The 22,345-nt window shown below is 60.3% G+C and carries 24 protein-coding genes; 3 read left to right on the top strand and 21 right to left on the bottom strand.

The window, feature by feature from the left end; genetic code table 11:
* Window positions 1–27 precede the first annotated feature (27 nt).
* Both H4W29_RS10870 and H4W29_RS10865 read left to right on the top strand, forming a co-directional pair.
* A complete protein-coding gene (locus H4W29_RS10870; protein WP_192728924.1) occupies window positions 28–963 on the top strand; it encodes a tyrosine recombinase XerC in 936 nt (311 codons plus the stop codon).
* Window positions 964–1,050: 87 nt separating this feature from the next.
* Complete coding sequence (locus tag H4W29_RS10865) at window positions 1,051–2,127, top strand: TraB/GumN family protein (protein WP_192728923.1); 1,077 nt, start codon at window positions 1,051–1,053, stop codon at window positions 2,125–2,127.
* 12 nt (window positions 2,128–2,139) lie between these two features.
* On the opposite strand, the gene H4W29_RS10860 is transcribed toward H4W29_RS10865, so the two are convergent.
* The 18 genes from H4W29_RS10860 to sdhC form a co-directional block, all read right to left on the bottom strand.
* Window positions 2,140–2,640, bottom strand: coding sequence for a cytochrome b (locus H4W29_RS10860; RefSeq protein ID WP_192728922.1), 501 nt, complete (start codon window positions 2,638–2,640; stop codon window positions 2,140–2,142).
* 102 nt (window positions 2,641–2,742) lie between these two features.
* On the bottom strand, window positions 2,743–4,146 hold the full coding sequence (lpdA, locus tag H4W29_RS10855) for a dihydrolipoyl dehydrogenase (protein WP_192728921.1): 1,404 nt from the start codon (window positions 4,144–4,146) through the stop codon (window positions 2,743–2,745).
* Between the two features lie 24 nt (window positions 4,147–4,170).
* Window positions 4,171–4,923: an SDR family oxidoreductase gene (locus H4W29_RS10850; protein ID WP_192728920.1), complete on the bottom strand. Its 753-nt coding sequence runs from the start codon at window positions 4,921–4,923 to the stop codon at window positions 4,171–4,173.
* On the bottom strand, window positions 4,920–5,447 hold the full coding sequence (locus tag H4W29_RS10845) for a hypothetical protein (protein ID WP_192728919.1): 528 nt from the start codon (window positions 5,445–5,447) through the stop codon (window positions 4,920–4,922). The genes H4W29_RS10850 and H4W29_RS10845 overlap by 4 nt, the downstream gene beginning before the upstream one ends.
* On the bottom strand, window positions 5,444–6,187 hold the full coding sequence (locus H4W29_RS10840; protein ID WP_192728918.1) for a DUF4241 domain-containing protein: 744 nt from the start codon (window positions 6,185–6,187) through the stop codon (window positions 5,444–5,446). The genes H4W29_RS10845 and H4W29_RS10840 overlap by 4 nt, the downstream gene beginning before the upstream one ends.
* Before the next feature lie 15 nt (window positions 6,188–6,202).
* The gene (gene odhB, locus H4W29_RS10835; protein WP_192728917.1) at window positions 6,203–7,441 is read right to left on the bottom strand and encodes a 2-oxoglutarate dehydrogenase complex dihydrolipoyllysine-residue succinyltransferase; all 1,239 of its coding nucleotides are present in this window, start codon (window positions 7,439–7,441) and stop codon (window positions 6,203–6,205) included.
* 31 nt (window positions 7,442–7,472) lie between these two features.
* A complete protein-coding gene (locus H4W29_RS10830) occupies window positions 7,473–7,790 on the bottom strand; it encodes a YciI family protein (protein WP_192728916.1) in 318 nt (105 codons plus the stop codon).
* A 15-nt stretch (window positions 7,791–7,805) separates the two neighbouring features.
* The gene (locus tag H4W29_RS10825; protein ID WP_192728915.1) at window positions 7,806–10,790 is read right to left on the bottom strand and encodes a 2-oxoglutarate dehydrogenase E1 component; all 2,985 of its coding nucleotides are present in this window, start codon (window positions 10,788–10,790) and stop codon (window positions 7,806–7,808) included.
* A gap of 165 nt (window positions 10,791–10,955) precedes the next feature.
* A complete protein-coding gene (gene sucD, locus H4W29_RS10820; RefSeq protein ID WP_192728914.1) occupies window positions 10,956–11,858 on the bottom strand; it encodes a succinate--CoA ligase subunit alpha in 903 nt (300 codons plus the stop codon).
* 13 nt (window positions 11,859–11,871) lie between these two features.
* Window positions 11,872–12,363, bottom strand: coding sequence for a DUF1579 family protein (locus tag H4W29_RS10815; protein ID WP_192728913.1), 492 nt, complete (start codon window positions 12,361–12,363; stop codon window positions 11,872–11,874).
* 8 nt (window positions 12,364–12,371) lie between these two features.
* Window positions 12,372–13,565 carry an ADP-forming succinate--CoA ligase subunit beta gene (sucC, locus tag H4W29_RS10810; protein ID WP_192728912.1) on the bottom strand — a complete coding sequence of 398 codons (1,194 nt, stop codon included), beginning with the start codon at window positions 13,563–13,565 and terminating at the stop codon, window positions 12,372–12,374.
* A 36-nt stretch (window positions 13,566–13,601) separates the two neighbouring features.
* Entirely contained in the window at window positions 13,602–14,564 is a 963-nt protein-coding gene (gene mdh / locus H4W29_RS10805) for a malate dehydrogenase (RefSeq protein WP_007822364.1), read from the bottom strand.
* A 174-nt stretch (window positions 14,565–14,738) separates the two neighbouring features.
* Window positions 14,739–15,902, bottom strand: a complete 1,164-nt coding sequence (zapE, locus tag H4W29_RS10800) for a cell division protein ZapE (RefSeq protein WP_192728911.1) — start codon at window positions 15,900–15,902, stop codon at window positions 14,739–14,741.
* 48 nt (window positions 15,903–15,950) lie between these two features.
* Window positions 15,951–16,457, bottom strand: coding sequence for a protease inhibitor Inh/omp19 family protein (locus tag H4W29_RS10795; RefSeq protein ID WP_183749654.1), 507 nt, complete (start codon window positions 16,455–16,457; stop codon window positions 15,951–15,953).
* A 278-nt stretch (window positions 16,458–16,735) separates the two neighbouring features.
* Window positions 16,736–17,515 carry a succinate dehydrogenase iron-sulfur subunit gene (locus H4W29_RS10790; RefSeq protein ID WP_007822372.1) on the bottom strand — a complete coding sequence of 260 codons (780 nt, stop codon included), beginning with the start codon at window positions 17,513–17,515 and terminating at the stop codon, window positions 16,736–16,738.
* Between the two features lie 15 nt (window positions 17,516–17,530).
* Entirely contained in the window at window positions 17,531–19,372 is a 1,842-nt protein-coding gene (sdhA, locus tag H4W29_RS10785; RefSeq protein ID WP_192728910.1) for a succinate dehydrogenase flavoprotein subunit, read from the bottom strand.
* A gap of 7 nt (window positions 19,373–19,379) precedes the next feature.
* Window positions 19,380–19,760: a succinate dehydrogenase, hydrophobic membrane anchor protein gene (gene sdhD, locus H4W29_RS10780; protein WP_192728909.1), complete on the bottom strand. Its 381-nt coding sequence runs from the start codon at window positions 19,758–19,760 to the stop codon at window positions 19,380–19,382.
* An 11-nt stretch (window positions 19,761–19,771) separates the two neighbouring features.
* Window positions 19,772–20,164, bottom strand: a complete 393-nt coding sequence (sdhC, locus tag H4W29_RS10775; protein ID WP_192728908.1) for a succinate dehydrogenase, cytochrome b556 subunit — start codon at window positions 20,162–20,164, stop codon at window positions 19,772–19,774.
* 303 nt (window positions 20,165–20,467) lie between these two features.
* Between sdhC and H4W29_RS10770 the strand changes: the two genes are divergently transcribed.
* The gene (locus H4W29_RS10770; RefSeq protein WP_192728907.1) at window positions 20,468–20,962 is read left to right on the top strand and encodes a hypothetical protein; all 495 of its coding nucleotides are present in this window, start codon (window positions 20,468–20,470) and stop codon (window positions 20,960–20,962) included.
* Here the strand turns inward: H4W29_RS10770 and H4W29_RS10765 are convergent.
* From H4W29_RS10765 to H4W29_RS10755, 3 genes are read right to left on the bottom strand one after another with little or no spacing between them, the layout of a single operon-like run.
* On the bottom strand, window positions 20,959–21,606 hold the full coding sequence (locus tag H4W29_RS10765) for a class I SAM-dependent methyltransferase (protein WP_192728906.1): 648 nt from the start codon (window positions 21,604–21,606) through the stop codon (window positions 20,959–20,961). The two genes, H4W29_RS10770 and H4W29_RS10765, sit on opposite strands and share 4 nt — an antisense overlap.
* A 6-nt stretch (window positions 21,607–21,612) precedes the next feature.
* Entirely contained in the window at window positions 21,613–22,044 is a 432-nt protein-coding gene (locus H4W29_RS10760; protein WP_192728905.1) for an EVE domain-containing protein, read from the bottom strand.
* Window positions 22,045–22,049: 5 nt separating this feature from the next.
* Window positions 22,050–22,343, bottom strand: a complete 294-nt coding sequence (locus H4W29_RS10755; protein ID WP_183805898.1) for a YciI-like protein — start codon at window positions 22,341–22,343, stop codon at window positions 22,050–22,052.
* Window positions 22,344–22,345: the final 2 nt, after the last annotated feature.

The following is a 22,345-nucleotide window of genomic DNA, read 5'->3' as shown; positions in this document are numbered from 1 at the left end:
CCGAAAGCAAATTCAAGAGCCAAAATCGTGAATGAACTCCTGATCATCGCCGATCCGCACCTGATGAAGGAATGCAGCGCCTGGCTCGAAAATCTCGCCCGGGAGCGCCGCCTTTCCGAACATACGCTTGATGCCTATGAGCGCGACACGCGCCAGTTCCTGACTTTCATGACCGGTCATCTCGGCGGCCCTACGACGCTGCGCGATATCGAGGCACTGCGCCCGGCAGACTTCCGCGCCTTTCTGGCTGCCCGGCGCAAGGAGGGCTCCGGCGCCCGCTCAGTTGCTCGCAATCTCGCCGGCATTCGCTCCTTTCTGCGTCACCTTGAAAAGAAGGGCCTCGTGAATGCCGCGGGTGCCGGCGCCGTGCGATCCCCGAAGCAACCGAAATCTCTTCCGAAGCCTTTGTCGGACAGACAGGCCATCACCGTTGTCAGCAACGAAGCCCAGCTCCACGACGAACCCTGGATTGCCGCGCGCGATGCCGCCGTCATGACGCTGCTTTATGGTTGCGGCCTGCGCATTTCCGAAGCACTCGAACTGACACCTGCTGATATCAGGACCAGCACCACCACGCTGCGCATCACCGGTAAAGGTAACAAGACGCGCCTCGTGCCGTTGTTGACCATCGTTTTCGAAGCCGTCGAGAAATACCGAGCGCTCTGCCCCTTTCATCTTGACGAAGGCGAGCCGCTCTTTCGCGGCGCCCGCGGCGGTAAACTGCAGCCTGCCATCATCCAGCGCGCCATGCAGAAGCTGCGCAGTGCGTTCGGCCTACCGGAAACCGCAACTCCGCATGCGCTGCGCCACTCCTTCGCCACGCATCTGCTGGCCGGCGGCGGCGACCTGCGCACCATTCAGGAGTTGCTCGGGCATGCCAGCCTTTCCACCACGCAGGTCTATACCGGCGTCGATGCATCGAGGCTTCTGGAGGTGTATGATAGGGCGCATCCGCGCGCGTAAGCCTTCGTTAACGCTCTCTCTTAAAGGAATATGCGCAAGCCCGGCGTAGAGCATGAGGCTTGAAGCACATGTGACCGGATTACCATCATGACGATCTCCATCGGCCACCGCACTTTCCATATCGCGCAGCCGGGCAATATCCTGCTCTGGCTGATCGCCGCCTTTCATATGCTGCTTGCCGCCGCACTGCTCGCTGTCGTCTTTTCCGTCACGCCAGCCGATGCCGCGGAAGACAGCTGCACCGGAGCGAATCTGCTGACCGAACTGCAGCAGAAGGACCCTGCCCGCTACGCCGAGGCCGTGAAGGAAGCGGATGCCACGCCAAACGGCAAAGGCATTTTCTGGAAGATCGAAAAACCAGGCCTCAAAGCCTCCTGGCTGCTCGGCACCATGCATGTCACCGATCCGCGTGTCCTGAACCTGCCGCCCCGCACGCAGGAAGCCCATGACGGCGCCGATACTATCGTCATCGAGTCCGACGAAATCCTCGATGAGAAAAAGGCCACTGCATCGCTTCTGATGCGACCGGACCTGATGATGTTCACGGACGGCACGACCATCGAAAAGCTTCTTTCACCTGAGGACTATACCCGCCTCGAAGCCGGACTGAAGCAGCGCGGCATCCTGCTCTCGGCCGTTTCGCGCATGCGCCCCTGGATGATCGCGAGCGCCGTTGCACTTCCCGCCTGCGAGATCGCCCGCAAGGCCAGGGGCGTACAGTTCCTCGACCAGAAGATCGCTGCCGATGCGGCCGCCGAAGGCAAGCAGGTCAAGGGGCTGGAAACGCTTGCCGAACAATTGCAGGCCATGGCCGAGTTGCCGATCGAATTTCATCTGAAGTCGCTGATCGAAACCCTCGAACTCGGAGCCAGGATGAACGACGTGGTCGAGACCATGACCGACATCTATCTCTCCGGCGATATCGGCATGACCATGCCGATGCTGAAGACCGTATCGCCGGAAGGCAGCGACGAGGACGGCGATTACGCCGCCTTCGAACAGCGCATCATCCTCGACCGCAACAAGGTGATGGCCGAACGCGCCGCCCCCATCCTCGCCAGCGGCAACGTCTTCATGGCCGTCGGAGCCCTGCACCTGCCGGGCAAAGAAGGCGTCATCGAACTGCTGCGTCAGCAGGGCTTCACGGTCACGGCGGTCAACTGACCGCCTTATCGCTTAACCGACAGTCATCCGCCGCAACACATCGGTCTTCCAATAGAACTGGTGGACCAACGCACCAAAGACATGCGCGACAATGACGATCCAGAGGATGAGCTTCAGGACGTCGGCATGCAGCGAGCCCAATGCTTGCGCACCAAAATAATAGACCGCAATGCCTGAAGCCGGTAGGGTGAGCAGCAGCAAATAGAGGCTCGCATGCGCGAGTCGCGAGGCGAGCCGAAAGATTGCCGGTTCGTCTGAGGCTTCGGGCGGCACGCCCTGTAAGAAGCGCAGGCCGAGCCTCAGGATCGTCATAAGCAGGATTGCGATACCGACATAGGCGTGGATATTGGCCGAAGCGATCTGTTCCGGCGATGGCGTGCCGCCATGGCGGACAAGCCGGTACCAAGCATTCATGCCATCAGGCAAAAGAAGATTGAAAAGGACCAGGAGCACGGTCGCCCAGTGAAGGAAACGCTGGGAGAGGCTGTAGCCGACAACGACGCGATCATTCATTTTCTTGGCTTTCGTCAAATAGTTAGCGAAGCTTGCCTGTTAAATAAAAATGCCGCCTGCCCGAAGGCAAGCGGCATTATGAATGATTGCTGATATTTAATCTTACATATGGATCGGCTTGAAGAAGGCGGCGAGCGCTGCTTCCTTCACGGCTTCCGACATGGTCGGATGCGCATGGCAGGTGCGGCCGAGATCCTCTGCCGAACCACCGAATTCCATCAGCACGGTAATCTCGTGGATCATCTCGCCGGCGCCGAAGCCGACAATATGGCCGCCGAGCACGCGGTCGGTTTCCTTGTCGGACAGGATCTTCACGAAACCTTCGGTCGCCAGCATCGCGCGGGCGCGGCCGTTTGCCGTGAACGGGAACTTGCCGACCTTGTAAGCGACACCGGCAGCCTTCAGCTCTTCCTCGGTCTTGCCGACGGAGGCGACCTCCGGCTGCGTGTAGACGACGCTCGGGATGACGTCATAGTTCACATGGCCGTGCTGGCCGGCGAGGATTTCGGCAAGCGCGACACCCTCGTCTTCGGCCTTGTGCGCCAGCATCGGGCCCTGCACGACGTCGCCGATCGCATAGATGCCCTCGACATTGGTCTTGAAGTGACCGTCAATTTCGACACGGCCGCGATTGTCGAGCTTGACGCCCGCTTCTTCGAGACCAAGGCCTGCCGTGTAGGGAACGCGGCCCGTGGAAATCAGGACAACATCGGCTTCAAGCGTCTGCGCAGCACCACCCGCCACCGGCTCAAACGTCACCTTTGCGCCCTTGTCGCCCTTCTCGACGCCGGTCACCTTGGAGCTCAGCTTGATATCGATACCCTGCTTGCCGAGCATACGCTGGAACTGCTTGGAGACATCGGCATCCATCGCGCCGAGGATCTTGTCGAGAAATTCGATGACGGTGACCTTGGCACCGAGGCGCGACCAGACCGAACCAAGCTCGAGACCGATGACACCGCCGCCGACGACGATCATCGTTTCCGGCACTTTCTCCAGAGCAATGGCGCCGGTGGACGAGACGATCACCTTCTCATCGAGATCGACCTTGACGCCGGGAATGCCGGCAACGTCGGAGCCCGTGGCGATGACGATGTTCTTGCCTTCGATTTCCTGAACCGTGCCGTCTTCGGCGGTCACCGAGACCTTGCCGGCGGAGACGATCTTGCCGGTGCCGTGGAAGGCATCGATCTTGTTCTTCTTGAACAGGAAGGCAACGCCGTCGACGTTCGACTTTACCGTCGCATCCTTGTGCGCCAGCATCTTTTCGAGATTGAGCTTCGGAGCAGCGACCTCGATGCCGAGTTCATCCATGTGATGCGTTGCATGGAACATTTCGGAAGCGTGCAGCAGCGCCTTGGAGGGGATGCAGCCGACATTCAGGCAGGTGCCGCCATAGGTGGCGCGCTTCTCGACGACAGCGACCTTGAGGCCGAGCTGGGCAGCCTTGATTGCCGCGACATAGCCGCCGGGGCCGGTTCCGATAACAATCACATCATAGGACATTGCTTTTTCCCTTTGCGTTATTGACTAGCGCCCGCCGCTCACATTGAGGATCGCGCCTGTTATGTAGGATGCCGAAGGTGAGAGCAGGTAAACGATTGCATCGGCCACCTCCTCCGCCTGTCCGGCTCGCTTCATCGGGATCGATGAAGCCATTTCTTTTGGTCTGTCGGGCTGCCCGCCGGAAGCATGGATATCCGTCTCGATGATGCCGGGGCGGATCGCATTCACTCTAATGCCTTCGGCCGCGACTTCCCTGGAAAGCCCGATCGTGAAGGTATCGATGGCTGCCTTGGAGGCGGCATAGTCGACATACTGTGTCGATCCGCCGATGACAGCCGCCATGGAAGAGATATTGACGATCACGCCGCCATGCCCGCCATGCCTGGAGGACATGCGCCGCACCGCCTCGCCGGCGCAAAGGATGGAACCAGTCACGTTGATCCGCATCATCCGTTCGAGACGATCGGCCGACATTTCATCAACGCGCGCGGTGTTATCGACAATACCGGCATTGTTCACCAGCCCGTCCAACCGCCCAAAATGCTTGTCGACCGCCTCGAACATCGAGACGATATCGGCGCTATTGCCGACATCGCCCTTGATGGCGATCGCATCGCCGCCAGCCTTCTTGATCTCGGAAACGACGGCATTTGCCGCAGCCTCGTTCAAGGCGTAGTTCACCGCAACGCGCCAGCCATGGCGGGCGGCAACCAAGCAAGCGGCAGCACCAATGCCGCGGCTGCCGCCGGTCACGAGCAGAACGGGACCATCAGTCATTGTGCGCATCCTTTGAAATTGAGGACATCCCACGGCGCGACCTTTGCCTTGCCGTCACCCCAAGCCGAAGACTGGCGGATTGCCGGGCCGAGGCCGGGAAAGACGATCTTTTCCGCCGCCGGGCTGTCACCGGACCGCAAATTATCGAGCCCGCCACTGGCGCTTGCGCGATAAACGAAGCCCTGCCAGACCATGCAGGCATCGAGATCGGCGCCGGTGACATCGCCATCCGGGCAGTTGAACATCACCATGCCCATGGTCCGCTCCGGATCGTCGGAGGACATCACATAGCCATTCATGACGACAGGGCTCTTCAACGCGCTGAGCTTGAATTGATGGGTCGAGGTCATGGCCTCGGAGGTAGTCGGCGAGAAGCGCAGTTCATAGGCACCGTCACGATCTCCATAGATCGCGCTGGCCTGCTTGCACTCGGCAGCGATGGCGGAAACCGGCGCACAGGATAGTGCGGCGATGACGATCGCTGCCAGCCCTTTCCGCTTCGTCGCCTTATGCTCCCCACTCATTGCAAGTTCGGCTTTCTGCGCCCGTCGGCGTTTTCGATGACCTGGAAATCCGTCAGCAGCACCAGTGGATGCTCGTCCTTGTCCATGCCCCAGAACACTGGATAGAAGCCGTCGCCCGAGCCGCTCCAGAAGATCGCGACATTACCCTTCTTGCCGGCCATTGGCCGGTGCAGGGCATAGACACCCTTGTTGGCATCAAGCTCCCGAGCGAGCACGTCGTCATAGTAATTCACGTCGGAATCGGGCTTCTGCGCCTGCACCTGCTGCTCGCGCTCCCCAATCAGATTGAGCGTATCGGCATCCATGTAGCTGCCGAGGCCGGCATCGACCGGACAACCGAAGATCTCGTCATCCTTGAGCGTCACGATATCCTGACCCGGAACGGTCGCAAGCTCCCAGTGATCCGGCTTGCCCTCGCCGAAACGCATGCTGGCAGCGGCAACATGACCGAAAGCCTCATAGAGCCGCACCGGATAGTCGCCGGCAGGAACCGCTTTTGCGAAGGCCGGCCGGTCCGGCTGCGCCAGCGGATCGGCGGCAACGATATGACCCGAGGTGAGCTCGACATTGCCCATATCGACCGTCTTGATGGAGCGTGCGGAAAGCTCCGCATCGCTGAGCGACACAAGGTCGAAATTGCTGCTCGCCTTGTTCACGTCGAAAGCGAGAGCCGAGACCGGAATGAAGGCAACCGTGGCGCAGAAAACTGCGCCCGCCGCTCGCATGATCCGGTCTCGCATGGCAGACCGCTCCGCTTAGAGGTCCAGAACCAGACGTTCCGGATCTTCCAGGCTTTCCTTGACGCGCACGAGGAAGGTCACGGCTTCCTTGCCGTCGACGATGCGGTGATCGTAGGAGAGCGCCAGATACATCATCGGGCGGATGACAACCTGGCCGCCGATGGCGACCGGACGCTCCTGGATCTTGTGCATGCCGAGAATGCCGGACTGCGGCGCATTGAGGATCGGCGAAGACATCAGCGAGCCGTAGACACCACCATTGGTGATGGTGAAGGTGCCGCCTTGCATCTCTGCCATGGAGAGCGAGCCGTCACGGGCCGCCTTGGCGAGACGGCCGAGTTCCTTCTCGATTTCGGCGATCGACATCTGGTCGGCATCGCGGATGACGGGGACGACCAGACCCTTGTCAGTGCCGACGGCCATGCCGACATGGCAGTAGTTCTTGTAGATGATGTCGGTACCGTCGATCTCGGCGTTGACGGCCGGCAGTTCCTTGAGGGCATGCGTGACCGCCTTGGTGAAGAAGCCCATGAAGCCGAGCTTCACGCCATGCTTCTTCTCGAAGACATCCTTGTACTTGTTGCGCAGGTCCATGACGGCCTTCATGTCCACCTCGTTGTAGGTGGTGAGCATGGCAGCCGTGTTCTGTGCATCCTTGAGACGCTTGGCGATCGTCTGGCGCAGGCGCGTCATCTTCACGCGCTCTTCGCGGCCGGCATCTTCTACCGTCGAAGGACCACGCGGTGCAGCAGGCGCTGCCGGTGCAGCGGCTGGAGCTGCTGCAGCCTTGGCGACAGCGGCGATGACGTCACCCTTCAGCACCTGGCCGCGCTTGCCGCTACCATCGACCTGATCGGCGGAGAGATTGTTTTCTGCGAGCATCTTTGCGGCAGCCGGAGCCGGCGGCATGGAGGATACGGAGGCGGCTGGAGCGGCAGCGGCAGCAACCGGAGCAGCTGGCGTCGGAGCCGGTGCTGCAGCCGGAGCTGCGGCAACTGGAGCAGCTGCGGCAGCAGCACCTTCGGCGATCTGGCCGAGGAGCGCACCGAGACCAACCGTCTCGCCAGCCTGGGCGACGATTTCCGAAAGCGTGCCGGATGTCGGCGCCGGAACTTCGATGGTCACCTTGTCGGTTTCAAGCTCGAGAATGGGCTCGTCGGCCTTCACGGCGTCGCCGACCTTCTTGAACCAGGTGCCGACGGTTGCCTCGCTGACGGATTCACCGAGTGTTGGAACGCGGATTTCTGTGGCCATTGTTCAAATCCTGATTGTGCTTGTTATCGTGTTAGATGGCGGTCCCGGCCTGCGGCCGGAGAATGATTGAGGGCATCGGCGAGACATCGAAACGGAAACCGAAACCGGAAGTGATGATCGGGTCCGCATCGGCAAGCGCTTTGGCTGCCGCCTGATCCGTGACCTCGACAATGGCGATGCCGAAAGACCCTCCAGCCTCTAAAACGGGACCGACGGCAATCGCCGATCCCGCCAGGGCCTTCTGGTGCCAGTATTCGGCATGGCGCTTCATCGCCGCCATTTCCTCCCCGGTCCCGTCATGCGGGAACGTGGGGCGCGGCGGCACAAGTCTCATGAAGAAATATGCCATCGCGCTCCCCTTTCGTTAGCCGCCCAGCGCATCCTCGAGGAACGCGGCGAGCTGCGACAGATGCTTGGACATCAGGCCCGTTGCCGGCGAAGCGGCGGCCGGGCGACCCGTGTAGCGAACGCGCTGATACTTCGCGTCGATATGGGCAAGCACCCATTCCAGATACGGGTCGATGAACGACCAGGCGCCCATGTTTTTCGGCTCTTCCTGGCACCAGACCATCTCGGCGTTCCGGAAGCGGGACAGCTCGTTGATGAGCGCCTTGGCCGGGAACGGATAGAGCTGTTCGATACGCAGCAGATAGATGTCGTCGATGCCGCGCTTTTCGCGCTCTTCCAGCAGGTCGTAATAGACCTTGCCGGTGCAGATGACGACGCGACGGATCTTGGCATCCTTCTGCAGCTTGATCGGACCGTCCTTGATGACCTCGGCATCGTCCCACAGGAGACGATGGAAGGAGGATTCGCCGGCCATTTCGGCAAGCGTCGAGACAGCACGCTTGTGGCGCAGCAGCGACTTCGGCGTCATCAGGATCAGCGGCTTGCGGAAATCGCGCTTCAGCTGGCGGCGCAGGATGTGGAAGTAGTTCGCCGGCGTCGTAACGTTGGCGACCTGCATGTTATCCTCAGCGCAGAGCTGGAGATAACGCTCCAGACGGGCGGACGAGTGTTCCGGACCCTGGCCTTCATAGCCGTGCGGCAGCAGGCAGACGAGGCCAGACATGCGCAGCCACTTGCGTTCGCCAGACGAGATGAACTGGTCGAAAACGACCTGCGCACCGTTTGCGAAGTCGCCGAATTGGGCTTCCCAGAGCGTCAGCGCATTCGGGCGAGCCAGCGAATAGCCGTATTCGAAGCCGAGAACGGCTTCTTCCGAAAGCATCGAGTTGATGACTTCGTATCGAGCTTGCGTCGGCGACAGGTTTGCGAGCGGGATGTAGCGCTCTTCGGTTTCCTGATCATAGAGAACCGAATGACGCTGCGAGAAGGTGCCGCGTTCGCAATCCTGACCGGACAGACGGATCTTGTGGCCCTCGACGACAAGCGCACCGAAAGCAAGCGCTTCCGCCATCGCCCAGTCGAGGCCTTCGCCGCTCTGGACCATGTTGGCGCGGTTTTCCATGAAACGCTGGATCGTGCGATGCGCGTTGAAGCCCGCCGGAATCTCCGACAGCTTGCGGCCGATATCCTTGAGCGTCTTCATCGGCACAGCGGTCTTGCCGCGGCGCTGTTCGTCTGCATTGTCAGCCGTGCGCAGGCCGGACCATTCGCCGTCCAGCCAGTCGGCCTTGTTCGGCTTGTAGTGCTGGCCGGCTTCGAACTCCTGCTCGAGATGGGCGCGCCAGTCGGCCTTCATCTTTTCGACTTCGCCGTCGGTCAGCAGGCCTTCGCGGACGAGGCGGTCCGCATAGAGCTGCAGTACCGTCTTGTGGCCACGGATGACCTTGTACATCTTCGGCTGCGTGAAGGATGGCTCATCGCCTTCATTGTGGCCGTAGCGGCGATAGCAGAACATGTCGAGCACGACAGGCTTGTGGAACTTCATGCGGAATTCGGTCGCAACCTTGGCCGCATAGACCACAGCTTCCGGATCGTCGCCATTGACGTGCAGGATCGGTGCTTCGATCATCTTGGCAACGTCGGACGGATAGGGCGACGAGCGCGAGAAGGCCGGGTTCGTGGTGAAGCCGATCTGGTTGTTGATGATGACGTGCATCGTGCCGGCAACGCGGTGGCCACGCAGACCGGAAAGACCGAGGATTTCGGCAATGACGCCCTGACCGGCAAAGGCCGCGTCGCCGTGGATCAGCAGCGGCAGAACCTTGGCGCGTTCGGACAGCGGAATGATGTCGCCGTCCCAGACAGTGGCGCTCATGTCCTGCTTGGCGCGCGCCTTGCCCATGACGACGGGGTCGACGATTTCGAGATGCGACGGGTTTGCCGTCAGCGAGACGTGCACCTTGGTGCCGTCGAATTCGCGGTCGGAGGAAGCACCCAGATGGTACTTCACGTCGCCCGAACCTTCGACTTCGTCAGGCGCGTAGGAGCCGCCCTTGAACTCGTGGAAAATAGCGCGGTGCGGCTTGCCCATGACCTGGGAAAGCACGTTCAGGCGGCCGCGGTGCGCCATGCCGAAAACGGCTTCCTTGAGGCCGAGGTGACCGCCACGCTTCAGGATCTGTTCGAGCGCCGGGATCAGCGATTCACCGCCGTCAAGGCCGAAGCGCTTGGTGCCCTTGAACTTGACGTCCAGGAACTGCTCATAACCTTCGGCTTCGACAAGCTTGGCGAGGATCGCCTTCTTGCCTTCGGCCGAGAAGGCAACGCCCTTATCCGGACCTTCGATGCGTTCCTGGATCCATGCCTTTTCTTCCGGATTGGAGATATGCATGAATTCGACGCCGAGGGTCGAGCAATAGGTGCGCTCGAGGATCTCGATCATCTCGCGAAGGGTCGCATATTCGAGCCCGAGCACATTATCGATGAAGATCTTGCGATCGTAGTCGGCAGCCGTGAAGCCGTAATTTTCGGGCGAAAGCTCGTGATAATCTTCGACCGCGGCAGCAATGCCGAGCGGATCGAGCTTGGCGTGCAGGTGGCCGCGCATGCGATAGGCACGGATCATCATGATAGCGCGGACGGAATCGCGCGTCGCCTGCAGCACGTCGGCGGCGCCTGCCGGCTGACCGGCGGCTTCGGCCTTCGCCTTTACTTTGGTCTCGATGACCTTTTCGACGATGCCCCAGTCGCCATCGAGCGCTGAGACGAGATCGCCGTTTGCCTGCAGCGGCCAGTTCTTCTTGCGCCAGGAAGCGCCCTTCGCCGCCTTCTTCACATCAGCAGGATCGTCTTCCAGCGCCTTGAAGAAGGACCGCCACTGGTCGTCTACCGAGTTTGGATCGTCTTCATAACGGGCGTAGAGCTGCTCGATATAGGCAGCATTGGCGCCATCCAGAAACGAGGTGATCTGAAATTGCTCGTTGGCTTCTTGCCGTGCCATGGTGTTACGCGGACGCTTCCGTCCGCCTCCTGACTTAGATGAATTTGCCGGCTTCATCGCCGGCTGCCGCATTCCGATTGCCGCCTGTCCGCGGCGCATCCTGATTGAAATGGAGAGCCGGGCGAAGGTCGGATGCCGTTCCTCCGCCCGGAGATGTAAGTTGGTTTAGCCCTTGAGGACTTCAACCAGCGTCTTGCCGAGGCGAGCCGGAGATGGCGACACCTTGATGCCTGCCGATTCCATCGCCGCGATCTTCGATTCCGCGTCACCCTTGCCGCCGGAAACCACAGCACCGGCATGGCCCATGGTGCGGCCCTTCGGCGCGGTACGGCCAGCGATGAAGCCGGCCATCGGCTTCTTGCGGCCCTTCTTGGCTTCGTCCTTGAGGAACTGCGCTGCGTCTTCTTCAGCCGAGCCGCCGATCTCGCCGATCATGATGATCGAGGTCGTGGCTTCGTCGGCCAGGAACATTTCGAGCACGTCGATGAATTCGGTGCCCTTGACCGGGTCACCCCCGATGCCGACAGCCGTCGTCTGGCCGAGACCTTCGTTGGAGGTCTGGAAGACGGCTTCGTAGGTCAGCGTGCCCGAGCGGGAAACGATACCAACCGAACCCTTGCGGAAGATCGAGCCCGGCATGATGCCGATCTTGCATTCTTCCGGCGTCAGGATGCCCGGGCAGTTCGGTCCGAGCAGGCGCGACTTGGAGCGGTCGAGGCGAGCCTTGACGCGAACCATGTCCATGACCGGGATGCCTTCGGTGATGCAGGTGATGAACGGGATCTCGGCGTCGATCGCCTCGATGATTGCATCGGCAGCACCTGCCGGCGGAACATAGATAACGGTCGCGTCGGCGCCGGTCTTTTCCTTGCCTTCGGCAACGGTAGCGAAGATCGGCAGGCTTTCGCCCTTGGAACCGGTCCAGGTTTCGCCGCCCTTCTTCGGGTGAATACCGCCGACCATCTGCGTGCCGTAATAAGCAAGCGCCTGTTCGGTGTGGAATGTACCGGTTTTGCCGGTCAGACCCTGAACAAGGATCTTGGTGTCTTTGTTGACGAGAATAGACATGCGAGGCCTTTGTCTAGGAGAGGTTGGAAGACGTGAGGGACGCGCGACGATAGATGCCGCTGACGACCTCCTGCCAAGTATCGCTGCCTGCAGGCGAAAAGCTGACGCCCATCCGGTAGCAGTCTTCATTTTCAAATGTGAACGCGGTGCGCTGCCTGCCACGCGGAGAAGTCTTGATCAGCACGAGTTCATCGCCATTCCACGCGCCGGAAGCCGGGGTGGGCGGAGCAAAACCGACGCTGTCGAACTGGTAGAGCTTGTAAGCCTGGTCCGAACTATCGAAACCGAAAACATTGCGGGCTTCGAAGGAAACTTCGCCGCCGCGCATCTGACAGTAACGCTGCTCGAGGAAAAATCCGCCGAACAGCGCCTCGCCAGAAAGCGAAGCGCTGGCCTTGCCTTCCTTCGTCCACGCCGAAGCCGCGACATGCTCTTCCCCTTCCCAGACACCGGAGAAGGCATCGAGGCGGAGATGAGCAGCACTAGGCGTGGACTGGAAAGCCATGACCGTTCTCAACCGTTGATCGCAGCGACGATCTTCTTGGCCGCATCGTCGAGATCGTCAGCCGCCGTGATCGCCAGACCCGACTCGTTCAGGATCTTCTTGCCGAGCTCGACATTGGTGCCTTCGAGGCGAACGACGAGCGGAACCTTGAGACCGACTTCCTTGACCGCGGCAATGACGCCCTCGGCAATGACATCGCATTTCATGATGCCGCCGAAGATGTTGACGAGAATGCCTTCGACCTTGGGGTCAGCCGTGATGATCTTGAAGGCCGCAGCAACCTTCTCCTTGCCAGCACCGCCGCCGACGTCGCAGAAGTTTGCCGGCTCCTTGCCGTAGAGCTTGATGATGTCCATCGTCGCCATGGCAAGGCCGGCGCCGTTGACCATGCAGCCGATATTGCCGTCGAGCGCTACGTAAGCGAGATCCCACTTGGAGGCCTCGATTTCCTTGGCGTCTTCTTCCGTCTCGTCGCGCAGCGTCTTGACGTCATCGTGACGGAAAAGAGCGTTGCCGTCGAAAGACATCTTTGCGTCGAGGACGCGCAGGTGGCCATCCTTCATGACGATCAGCGGGTTGACCTCGAGCAGGGCCATGTCCTTCTCGCCGAAAGCCTTGTAGAGCGCCGGGAAGAGCGTCTTGGCGTCTTCGGCGGCTGCACCATCGAGTTGAAGTGCCTTGGTGATTGCGGCAACGTCGGCAGCCGTCACACCAGCTTCCGGATCGATGGCGATCGTGTGGATCTTCTCAGGCGTGTCGTGGGCGACTGCTTCGATATCCATGCCGCCTTCGGTCGAAACGACAAAGGCTACCTTGCCGACCGAGCGGTCGACCAGGAGCGAGCAATAGAGCTCGCGAGCAATGTCGGCACCGTCTTCGATGTAGAGGCGATTGACCTGCTTGCCGGCTTCGCCGGTCTGCGCGGTTACCAGCGTATTGCCAAGCATTTCCTTGGCATGCGCAACGACTTCGTCGATCGACTTGGCGAGACGGACACCGCCCTTGGCATCCGGGCCGAGCTCCTTGAACTTGCCCTTGCCGCGGCCGCCCGCATGGATCTGGCTCTTGACCACGTAGAGCGGACCAGGAAGCGACTTGGCGGCAGCCTCGGCTTCTTCAACCTTGAGGATAGCCACACCCTGCGCAACCGGCGCGCCATAGGTCTTCAGCAGAGCCTTGGCCTGATATTCATGAATGTTCATGGGTTTGTCCCTATTTCGATAACGTCAGCGCACCGATTACTTGAGAGCGGGCGCGATGTTGATGCAGGCTTCGCAGAGACCGGCAACGGCGCCGACGGACTTGTCGAAGGCTTCCTTCTCGGTCTTGTTGAGGTCGATCTCGATGATGCGCTCGACGCCGCCGGCACCGATGACCGTGGGAACGCCGACATACATGTCCTTGACACCGTACTGACCCGTGAGGTGGGCAGCGCAAGGCAGAACGCGCTTCTTGTCCTTGAGGTAGGATTCGGCCATTTCGATCGCGGAAGCAGCCGGAGCGTAATAGGCCGAACCGGTCTTCAAGAGGCCGACGATTTCGGCGCCGCCGTCACGGGTACGCTGAATGATTTCTTCGAGGCGTTCCTTGGTGACCCAGCCCATGGTGACGAGGTCGGTCAGCGGGATGCCGCCGACGGTCGAATAACGGGCGAGCGGCACCATCGTGTCGCCGTGGCCACCGAGAACGAAGGCCGTGACGTCCTGAACGGAAACGTTGAATTCCTTGGCGAGGAAAAGACGGAAGCGCGAGGAGTCGAGAACGCCGGCCATGCCGACAACCTTGTTGGCCGGCAGGCCGGAGAACTTCTGCAGCGCCCAGACCATGGCGTCGAGCGGGTTGGTGATGCAGATGACGAAAGCGTTCGGGGCATACTTCTTGATGCCGGCGCCGACCTGCTCCATGACCTTCAGGTTGATGCCGAGAAGGTCGTCGCGGCTCATGCCCGGCTTGCGCGGAACGCCGGCGGTGACGATGCAGACGTCAGCGCCTTCGATCGCGGAATAGTCGCTGGCGCCGGTCAGGTTGGCATCGAAGCCTTCAACCGGTGAGGACTGTGCGATGTCGAGGCCCTTGCCCTGGGGAATGCCGTCGGCAATGTCGAAGAGGACGATATCGCCCAGTTCCTTCAGGCCGGCGAGATGCGCCAGCGTGCCACCAATCATGCCAGAACCGATGAGTGCGATCTTGTTACGCGCCATTTCGCTTTTCCTTTGCGATCAAAATCCGTCGGGCGACGCGCGGGCATCGCCCAATGCCGCAATCGCATAGACCCAAAGCCAAAAAATGGCAATCCATTATTTTTGGTGCAGCAATTTCAATCGTTTAGATATTAAAATTCTTACGTAAACGTAAGATCAATTGTCACCAAAGTGTTACTCGGCAGCCCGCCGTTCGTGATGCGCCGCAAGATATTCGGCGCTTCTCATCTCAAAAAGACGAGATGCCGTACGATCGAATTCAAAACCTTCGGTGCCGCATCTTTCGATGAGCAGTTCCTCGGGCATGGCGGCGGCGGAAGCATAAAGGCGGGTGCCATGATCGTAGAGCGTATCGATCAGAATGATGAAGCGCTTGATCTGGTTCCGCTTTTCAGGACCGAGCAAGGGAATGTGATCGAGGAAGATCGTATCGAAGCGTTCGGCGATGGCCAGGAAATCGGCAGCACCCAGCGGCTTTTCGCAGAGATCGGAGAAGGAAAAGCGTGCCATGCGATCGACGGCGAACGGCACATGGATTGCCCGCCCCTTCATGGCAATTTCCGTCGGCTGCGCCTTGCGACCGTGCAGCGCCTGCGTCCAGGACGCATCCATCGCCATGTCAGTGCGCTCATCGATCGGGATGAGGTAGACCGGCTGACTGTTCAGCTTCTCCATCCGGTAGTCGGTCGGCGAATCGAGCGAGACGATCTCGACATGTCTTTTGAGGAGACCGACGAAAGGCAGGAAAAGCCCGCGATTGAGGCCCTCCCAATAGAGATTGTCCGGCTCGACATTCGAGGTCGCCACAAGCACGCAGCCGCGCGCGAAAAGCTCGGAAAATAGCCGCGACAGGATCATCGCATCGGCGATATCGGTGACCGTGAATTCGTCGAAGCAGAGAAGTTCCGCTTCCTCGAAAAGGGCAGCGGCGACCGGCGGCATCGGATCGGCCTGCTTCGTCTCGCCGTTCTTCAGCTTTTGCCGGTGGGCGGCGATGCGATTGTGCACATCGGCCATGAACTCATGGAAATGCGCGCGCCGCTTTTTCCGACAGGGCGCCATTTGGAAGAACATGTCCATGAGCATCGTCTTGCCGCGCCCGACGCTGCCGTGGATATAGAGGCCCCTAATACCGGCCTCGGTCTTCTTCTTGGATGCAAACAGCCAGCCAAGCGCGCTGCTTTTGGAGGCAGGACGCTTTCGCTTGAGAGCGGCAAGCACCCGGTCGAGGCACTTGGCCACATCCATCTGGGCAGAATCAACCTGCAACGTCCCCGATGCGGTCAGCGATTTGAGCTGCTCGGTGACGCTGAGCGAATAGTCTGGCATTGGCTGCATGAGGGCTTGTCCGCCTATGCGTAACCGGCGGAACCCCGCCGGACTGTCTTACCGGCTGAGGGTGATCGGCTGCCCGGTCGAGGTCTGGCCATTGAAGCTGTTGTCGGCAACCTTGTAGACGGAACCGATCTGGTTGCCGCTGCGGTCCTTGAGCAGAACCTGTTTGCCGGACACTTCCCAGGAACCCATCGCCGTCAGCTCGCCGACGCAGCCGCGCGTACCGCCCCGCGAGCCGCTGCCGAGATTGGTGAGCGTCAGGAACATGTCGCAGGTGCCGTTGACGCGCCAGCTGCCGACCATCGATTCCTTGGTAACATCAAGAGAGGTCGCGGGCGCTGCGCCACCCGGCTGAACACCCGCCGTCGGCGCCGTCGAGGTCGGAGCGGCAGGAAATTGTCCGGTCGGAGGCGGAAGCTGGCCGCCCTGCACGGAGGGTACCGGCTGCGCCGTCAGCGGCGGAGGTGCGCTGTTACTGCTATAGTCATATGAGGTGCGCTGGCATCCCGCCAAGGCCAGAGCGGCCGTTAGACCCGTCACCACATATCGCAACTGCATCATCAAGCTCCCGAATGTCCGTCTCAACCGCAGAGATATTTCAATTCTAGGTTCGAATTACCGTATTTCACTTTGGTTAATCAAGTCAGCACAATGCAAATCGGCCTTCGTGACACCTATGGCGAAGCCGGCACAATTCAACCGACCGCTCGCCGGACTTCTTGCTGATAAAATATGTCAGCAAGGTGTTGTACCCGGCCGTCGCGTTCTTGATTAAGTTCGATCCGTTCGGCGAAGTCGAGATAACGCTCAATTGAATTCGATGGAGGCGTCGACGCTCACACGCGACGCTCGACCATCATCTTCTTGATTTCGGCGATCGCCTTGGCCGGGTTCAGACCCTTCGGGCAGGTCTGCGCGCAGTTCATGATCGTGTGGCAACGATAAAGGCGGAACGGATCCTCGAGATTGTCGAGGCGCTCGCCGGTCGCTTCGTCACGGCTATCGATCAGCCAGCGATAGGCCTGCAGCAGCACGGCCGGTCCGAGATAGCGGTCGCCGTTCCACCAGTAGCTCGGACAGGAGGTCGAGCAGCAGGCACACAGGATGCACTCATAGAGACCGTCGAGCTTCTGACGATCTTCATGGCTCTGCTTCCATTCCTTGGCGGGCGTCGGCGAAACCGTCTTCAGCCAGGGCTCGATGGAGCGATGCTGGGCGTAGAAATTGCTGAGATCCGGAACCAGATCCTTGACGACAGGCATATGCGGCAGCGGGTAGATCTTCACCGTGCCCTTTATGTCGTCCATGCCCTTGGTGCAGGCGAGCGTATTCGTGCCGTCGATATTCATCGCGCAAGAACCGCAAATGCCTTCACGACAGGAACGGCGCAGCGTCAGCGTCGGATCGATCTTGTTCTTGATGTAGAGAAGCGCATCAAGAACCATCGGCCCGCAATCGTCGACATCGACATAGAACGTGTCGATCGACGGGTTCTGGCCGTCATCCGGGCTCCAGCGATAGACGCGGAACTCACGGGTGTTCTTGGCACCCGCCGGCTTCGGCCACACCTTGCCTTCGCGCATCTGGGAATTCTTGGGGAGAGCGAGTTCAACCATGTCAGGTTCCTCTGATCAGTATACGCGGGCCTTCGGCTCGATCTTGTGCGGATCGATGCCGTCTGCAATGAGGTCGGTGTGGACAGGCCGATAATCGAGCTTCACGTCGCCCGCCTCGTTCACCCAGGCCAGCGTGTGCTTGCGCCAGTTGACGTCGTCTCGGCCTGCGAAGGCACCTGACGTGTAGTCTTCACGGGCGTGCGAGCCGCGGCTTTCCTTACGGGCTTCGGCGCCGTAGATCGTCGTGATGGCATTGGCCATCAGGTTCTGCAGTTCCAATGTCTCGACGAGATCGGAGTTCCAGATCATCGAGCGATCGGTGACCTTGATGTCCTTGAGTTCGCCCCAGATTTCCGAAAGACGACGGCAGCCGGATTCCAGCGATTCCTGCGTACGGAAGACGGCCGCATCTTCCTGCATGGCGCGCTGCATCTTTTCACGCAACACGGCCGTCGGCGTGCCGCCACTTGCGTGACGCAGGCCGTCAAAACGATCCATGATCTTGTCGCAGGCAGCAATGTTCAACGCCGGTACCGGTGCGTCGCGATCAATGATCTCACCAGCACGGATTGCAGCCGCGCGGCCGAAGACCACGAGATCGATCAACGAATTGGAGCCAAGGCGGTTGGCGCCGTGAACCGAGGCGCAGCCTGCTTCACCGACGGCCATCAGACCGGGGATGATGCGTTCCGGATTGGAGCTGTCGGCATTGAGCACCTCACCCCAGTAGTTCGTCGGAATGCCGCCCATATTGTAGTGAACGGTCGGCAGGACCGGGATCGGTTCGCGCGTTACATCAACGCCGGCAAAGATCTTGGCGCTCTCGGAAATACCCGGCAGGCGCTCGTGCAGCACGGCCGGATCGAGATGGTCGAGATGCAGGAAGATGTGATCCTTGTTCTTGCCGACGCCGCGGCCCTCGCGGATTTCCAGCGTCATGCAACGCGAAACGACGTCACGCGAGGCGAGGTCCTTGGCCGACGGCGCATAACGCTCCATGAAGCGCTCGCCTTCGGAATTGACGAGATAACCGCCTTCGCCGCGCGCGCCTTCCGTAATCAGACAGCCGGAGCCGTAGATGCCGGTCGGGTGGAACTGGACGAATTCCATGTCCTGCAGCGGCAGGCCGGCACGCGCGATCATACCGCCGCCGTCGCCGGTGCAGGTATGGGCTGAGGTTGCCGAGAAATAGGCGCGGCCGTAACCACCGGTCGCCAACACCACCATCTTGGCCGCGAAGCGATGGATCGTGCCGTCGTCGAGGCACCAGGCCACGACGCCGGTGCAACGGCTGCCATCGTCGGACATGATGAGGTCGAGCGCAAAATACTCGACGAAGAATTCAGCATTGTTGCGCAGCGACTGGCCGTAGAGCGTATGCAGGATGGCATGGCCGGTACGGTCGGCAACGGCGCATGTGCGCTGCACCGGTGGGCCTTCTCCGAAATTCTGCATGTGGCCGCCGAACGGCCGCTGGTAGATCTTGCCTTCCTCGTTGCGCGAGAAGGGCACGCCGTAATGCTCGAGCTCATAGACCGCCTTCGGCGCTTCCATGGTCAGATACTGCATGGCATCGACGTCGCCGAGCCAGTCGGAGCCCTTGACGGTATCGTAGAGGTGCCACTGCCAGCTATCGGGCGTCATGTTCTGCAGCGAAGCGGCAATGCCGCCCTGGGCGGCAACCGTGTGCGAGCGGGTCGGGAATACCTTGGTGATGCAGGCTGTGCGGAAGCCCTGTTCGGCCATGCCGAGCGTGGCGCGCAGGCCGGCGCCGCCGGCGCCGACGACGATTACGTCATAGGAATGGTCGACATAGGTGTAGGCCTTCCCATTCTGAGCGGGTGAAGACGTTGCCATGATACGGTTATCCTACGAATGCGATTTTCAGAATGGCGAAGAGACAGAGGCCGGCGATGAGCACCGCGAAGAAGGTATTCAGCATCAGGAGCAACAGCTTGCCGATCTCGCCGTGAACATAGTCTTCGATGATGACCTGCATGCCGAGCTTCATGTGAATGGTGCCGGAAACGACCATCAGACCCATGACGACCGCGACGAACGGGTTCGACAGCGCGTGAACCACGTCTGCATAAGGCGCGCCAGCATAGACGATCATGAAGATTGCAAAGAAGATGATGAGGGGCACGTTGGCGACGGCCGTCAGGCGCTGGCGCCAGAAGTGATCGGTGCCTTCCTTGGCGGAGCCGAGGCCGCGAACCTTGCCCAGAGGAGTGCGCATATCCATGAGTGCGACCTTCAGAAGCGAATGATGAAGCCGATCACCCAGACCAGCACGGTCAGACAGAGTGATCCGATGATATTGGCGATAGCGAGCTTGGTCGAGAACTCCTTCTCGAAGCCGTGGCCGAGGTCCCACATGAAGTGGCGGAAGCCGCCGAGCAGGTGGTGGATCAGCGCCCAAGTGTAGCCGAGCAGGACGAGCTTGCCGATAATGCTGCCAAGCACCCAGTTGGCCCAGTCATAATAGGCTTGGCCGCTGGCCGCCGCGATCAGCCACCAAGCAACCAGCAACGTGCCGAAGTAGAGCGCGCCACCGGTGATACGGTGAACGATCGACATGGCCATGGTAGGGATTAGCTTATAAACCTGCAGATGCGGCGACAGGGGCCGGTTTGTCACATTCGCCATCAGAACCTCGCGGCGTCTTCTCTTTGCCCCTGACGTCAGAGGCTTTTCTCAGTCAACCACACGAATGACAAAATTCTGTGTGCGTTGCATCATTGTCGACGTTTAATCACCGAACCCCCTGACGACAAGCATAATTGCTGCCTGCTTTTAATTTAATCGATTCGCGTTACCGGGAAGTTTTCAAGGCCGCGAAACTCGTCTCTTTCGCTCGATTTTTAAGCTGACTGCACGCCTGCGTGGACAAGATCAGCCTTTTGGCGCAATCTGGCGTTAACGATTTGTTAGCGTTTCGGAGTTTGGTCCATGTTTCGCAGTCAGTCCAAGACCACCCTCGCTCTCCTTGCGGTGCTGACAGCGCTGCCCGCAGCAGCAGGAGAGCGCAACTTCGATCATCGCTTTCCGCGCCATAAAGGCTTTAATGACGGCGTCTTCCTCGGCAGGCGCACTCATTGGGATAGTGGCCTTCACTTCACACACGACAACGTCATCCGCTATCGCCCCCGCACCCCTTTTCTCAAACAGTTCAACTATCCGGGGACAAGCCGCTACGGTGGCCGCAACGTCGTCGTCATTATGTCCCAGCCCCAGAGCTATGATCAGAATTACGGGAGCAACGGCATCTACGCCGGATCGTCCTACGCCTATCAAACGGATGGCGGAACCTATATCGGCGGCGACGGGTACTTTCGCCTGGCTGCACCGGAACGCAACCTTGCCCCCAAGGCCAAAGTCATCGATGTCGGCATCGCCGATGATCCCTGCTCCTACGAGGCCAACGTCTGTGTCATCCGGCCCTAAGGCCTGAACCGCCAGACAGTCGTCTTCTTGACCTCGCTATCTTCAAGCGCCCGGGTCACGGGCACTTCATAAACGGCGCAGAATTCCACCCTGTCTTTTGGCAAATAGGCGCGCCCGGGATCGCCGACCAACACGTCCTTGCCGATGGCCGCAAGTGCCTCGAACCACGGTATCAGCGCAGCGGCGAAAGTTTTGTCGTAGAAGACATCCCCCGCAAGCACGACATCCGCATCAACCTCGCGCCCGATGAGATCAGCTCCGTCGAACTCAAGCGAAACAGAATTAGCGGCCGCATTCAGCCGCACCGCCGTCTGCGACCACGGATCGATATCAGCAGCAAGAACCTCAGCGGCTCCAGCCTTGCTCGCTGCGATGCCGACCAGTCCGGAACCGCTCGCGAAATCGAGGACACGCTTGCCGCGGACTGTTTCGGGATGATCGAGAACATAGCGCGCCAGCCCCTGCCCGCCCGCCCAGGCAAAGGCCCAGAACGGCGGCGGCAGGCCGATCGCCTGCAGCTCCTCCTCCGTCTTCAACCAGAGCTCATGGGCTTCGCTCGCCAGATAGAGCCGGATCTCCGGCACATGCGGCGGAGCAAGCAGGCTGGTATTGGCGCGGATGAAGGTTTCCGGGTCGGTTTTCAAAGCGGCTCAGCGCGGCGGGTTGTCAAAACCGCCCATGCGGCAGACCTCGGCCCATTCGTCATCCGTCACCGGCTGCACGGAAAGCCGCATCGAAGTGACCAGCGACATCTTGGACAGCTTCTCGTTTACCTTGATGTCCTTCAGCGTCACCGGCTTCGGCACATCCATGACGGCGCGGATATCGACACAATCCCAGCGGTCGTCGCCCTTCGCCGTCGAATCCGGATGCGAGAGCGCGCAGACCTCTACGATACCGACGATCTCCAGCCCGTCATTGGAATGGTAGAAGAAACCCTTGTCGCCAATCTGCATGGCCCGCATGTTGTTGCGCGCCAGGTAGTTGCGCACACCGGTCCATTCGGTGCCCTTCTCGCCGGCTGCCTTCTGCTGTTCCCAAGACCAGGCAGCAGGCTCGGACTTGTATAGCCAATGCGCCATCCTGCTTAAGCCTCCGGCTTGTTGAAGACCCAGTTGAAGGGCTTAATCTCGACGCTTTCGAACAGGCCGGCCAGTGCATAGGGATCGGCAGCGCCGAGTGCCTTGGCATCATCAGCCGTTTCGGCATGGACGATCACAAGGCTGCCATTCGGCTTGCCTTCCGCATCGAGGAACGGGCCAGCCATGGCAAGCTTGCCTTCGGCATTCAGCTTGTTGAGATAATCGAGATGGGTCGGGCGCGTTTCCATGCGCACATTGAGATGGCCGGGCTTGTCCTTGCAGAGAAGGGCGAAAAGCATGT

The organism is Rhizobium viscosum, from assembly GCF_014873945.1.
Lineage (GTDB): Bacteria > Pseudomonadota > Alphaproteobacteria > Rhizobiales > Rhizobiaceae > Rhizobium > Rhizobium viscosum.
This window is presented reverse-complemented; position numbering and strand designations above follow the sequence as displayed.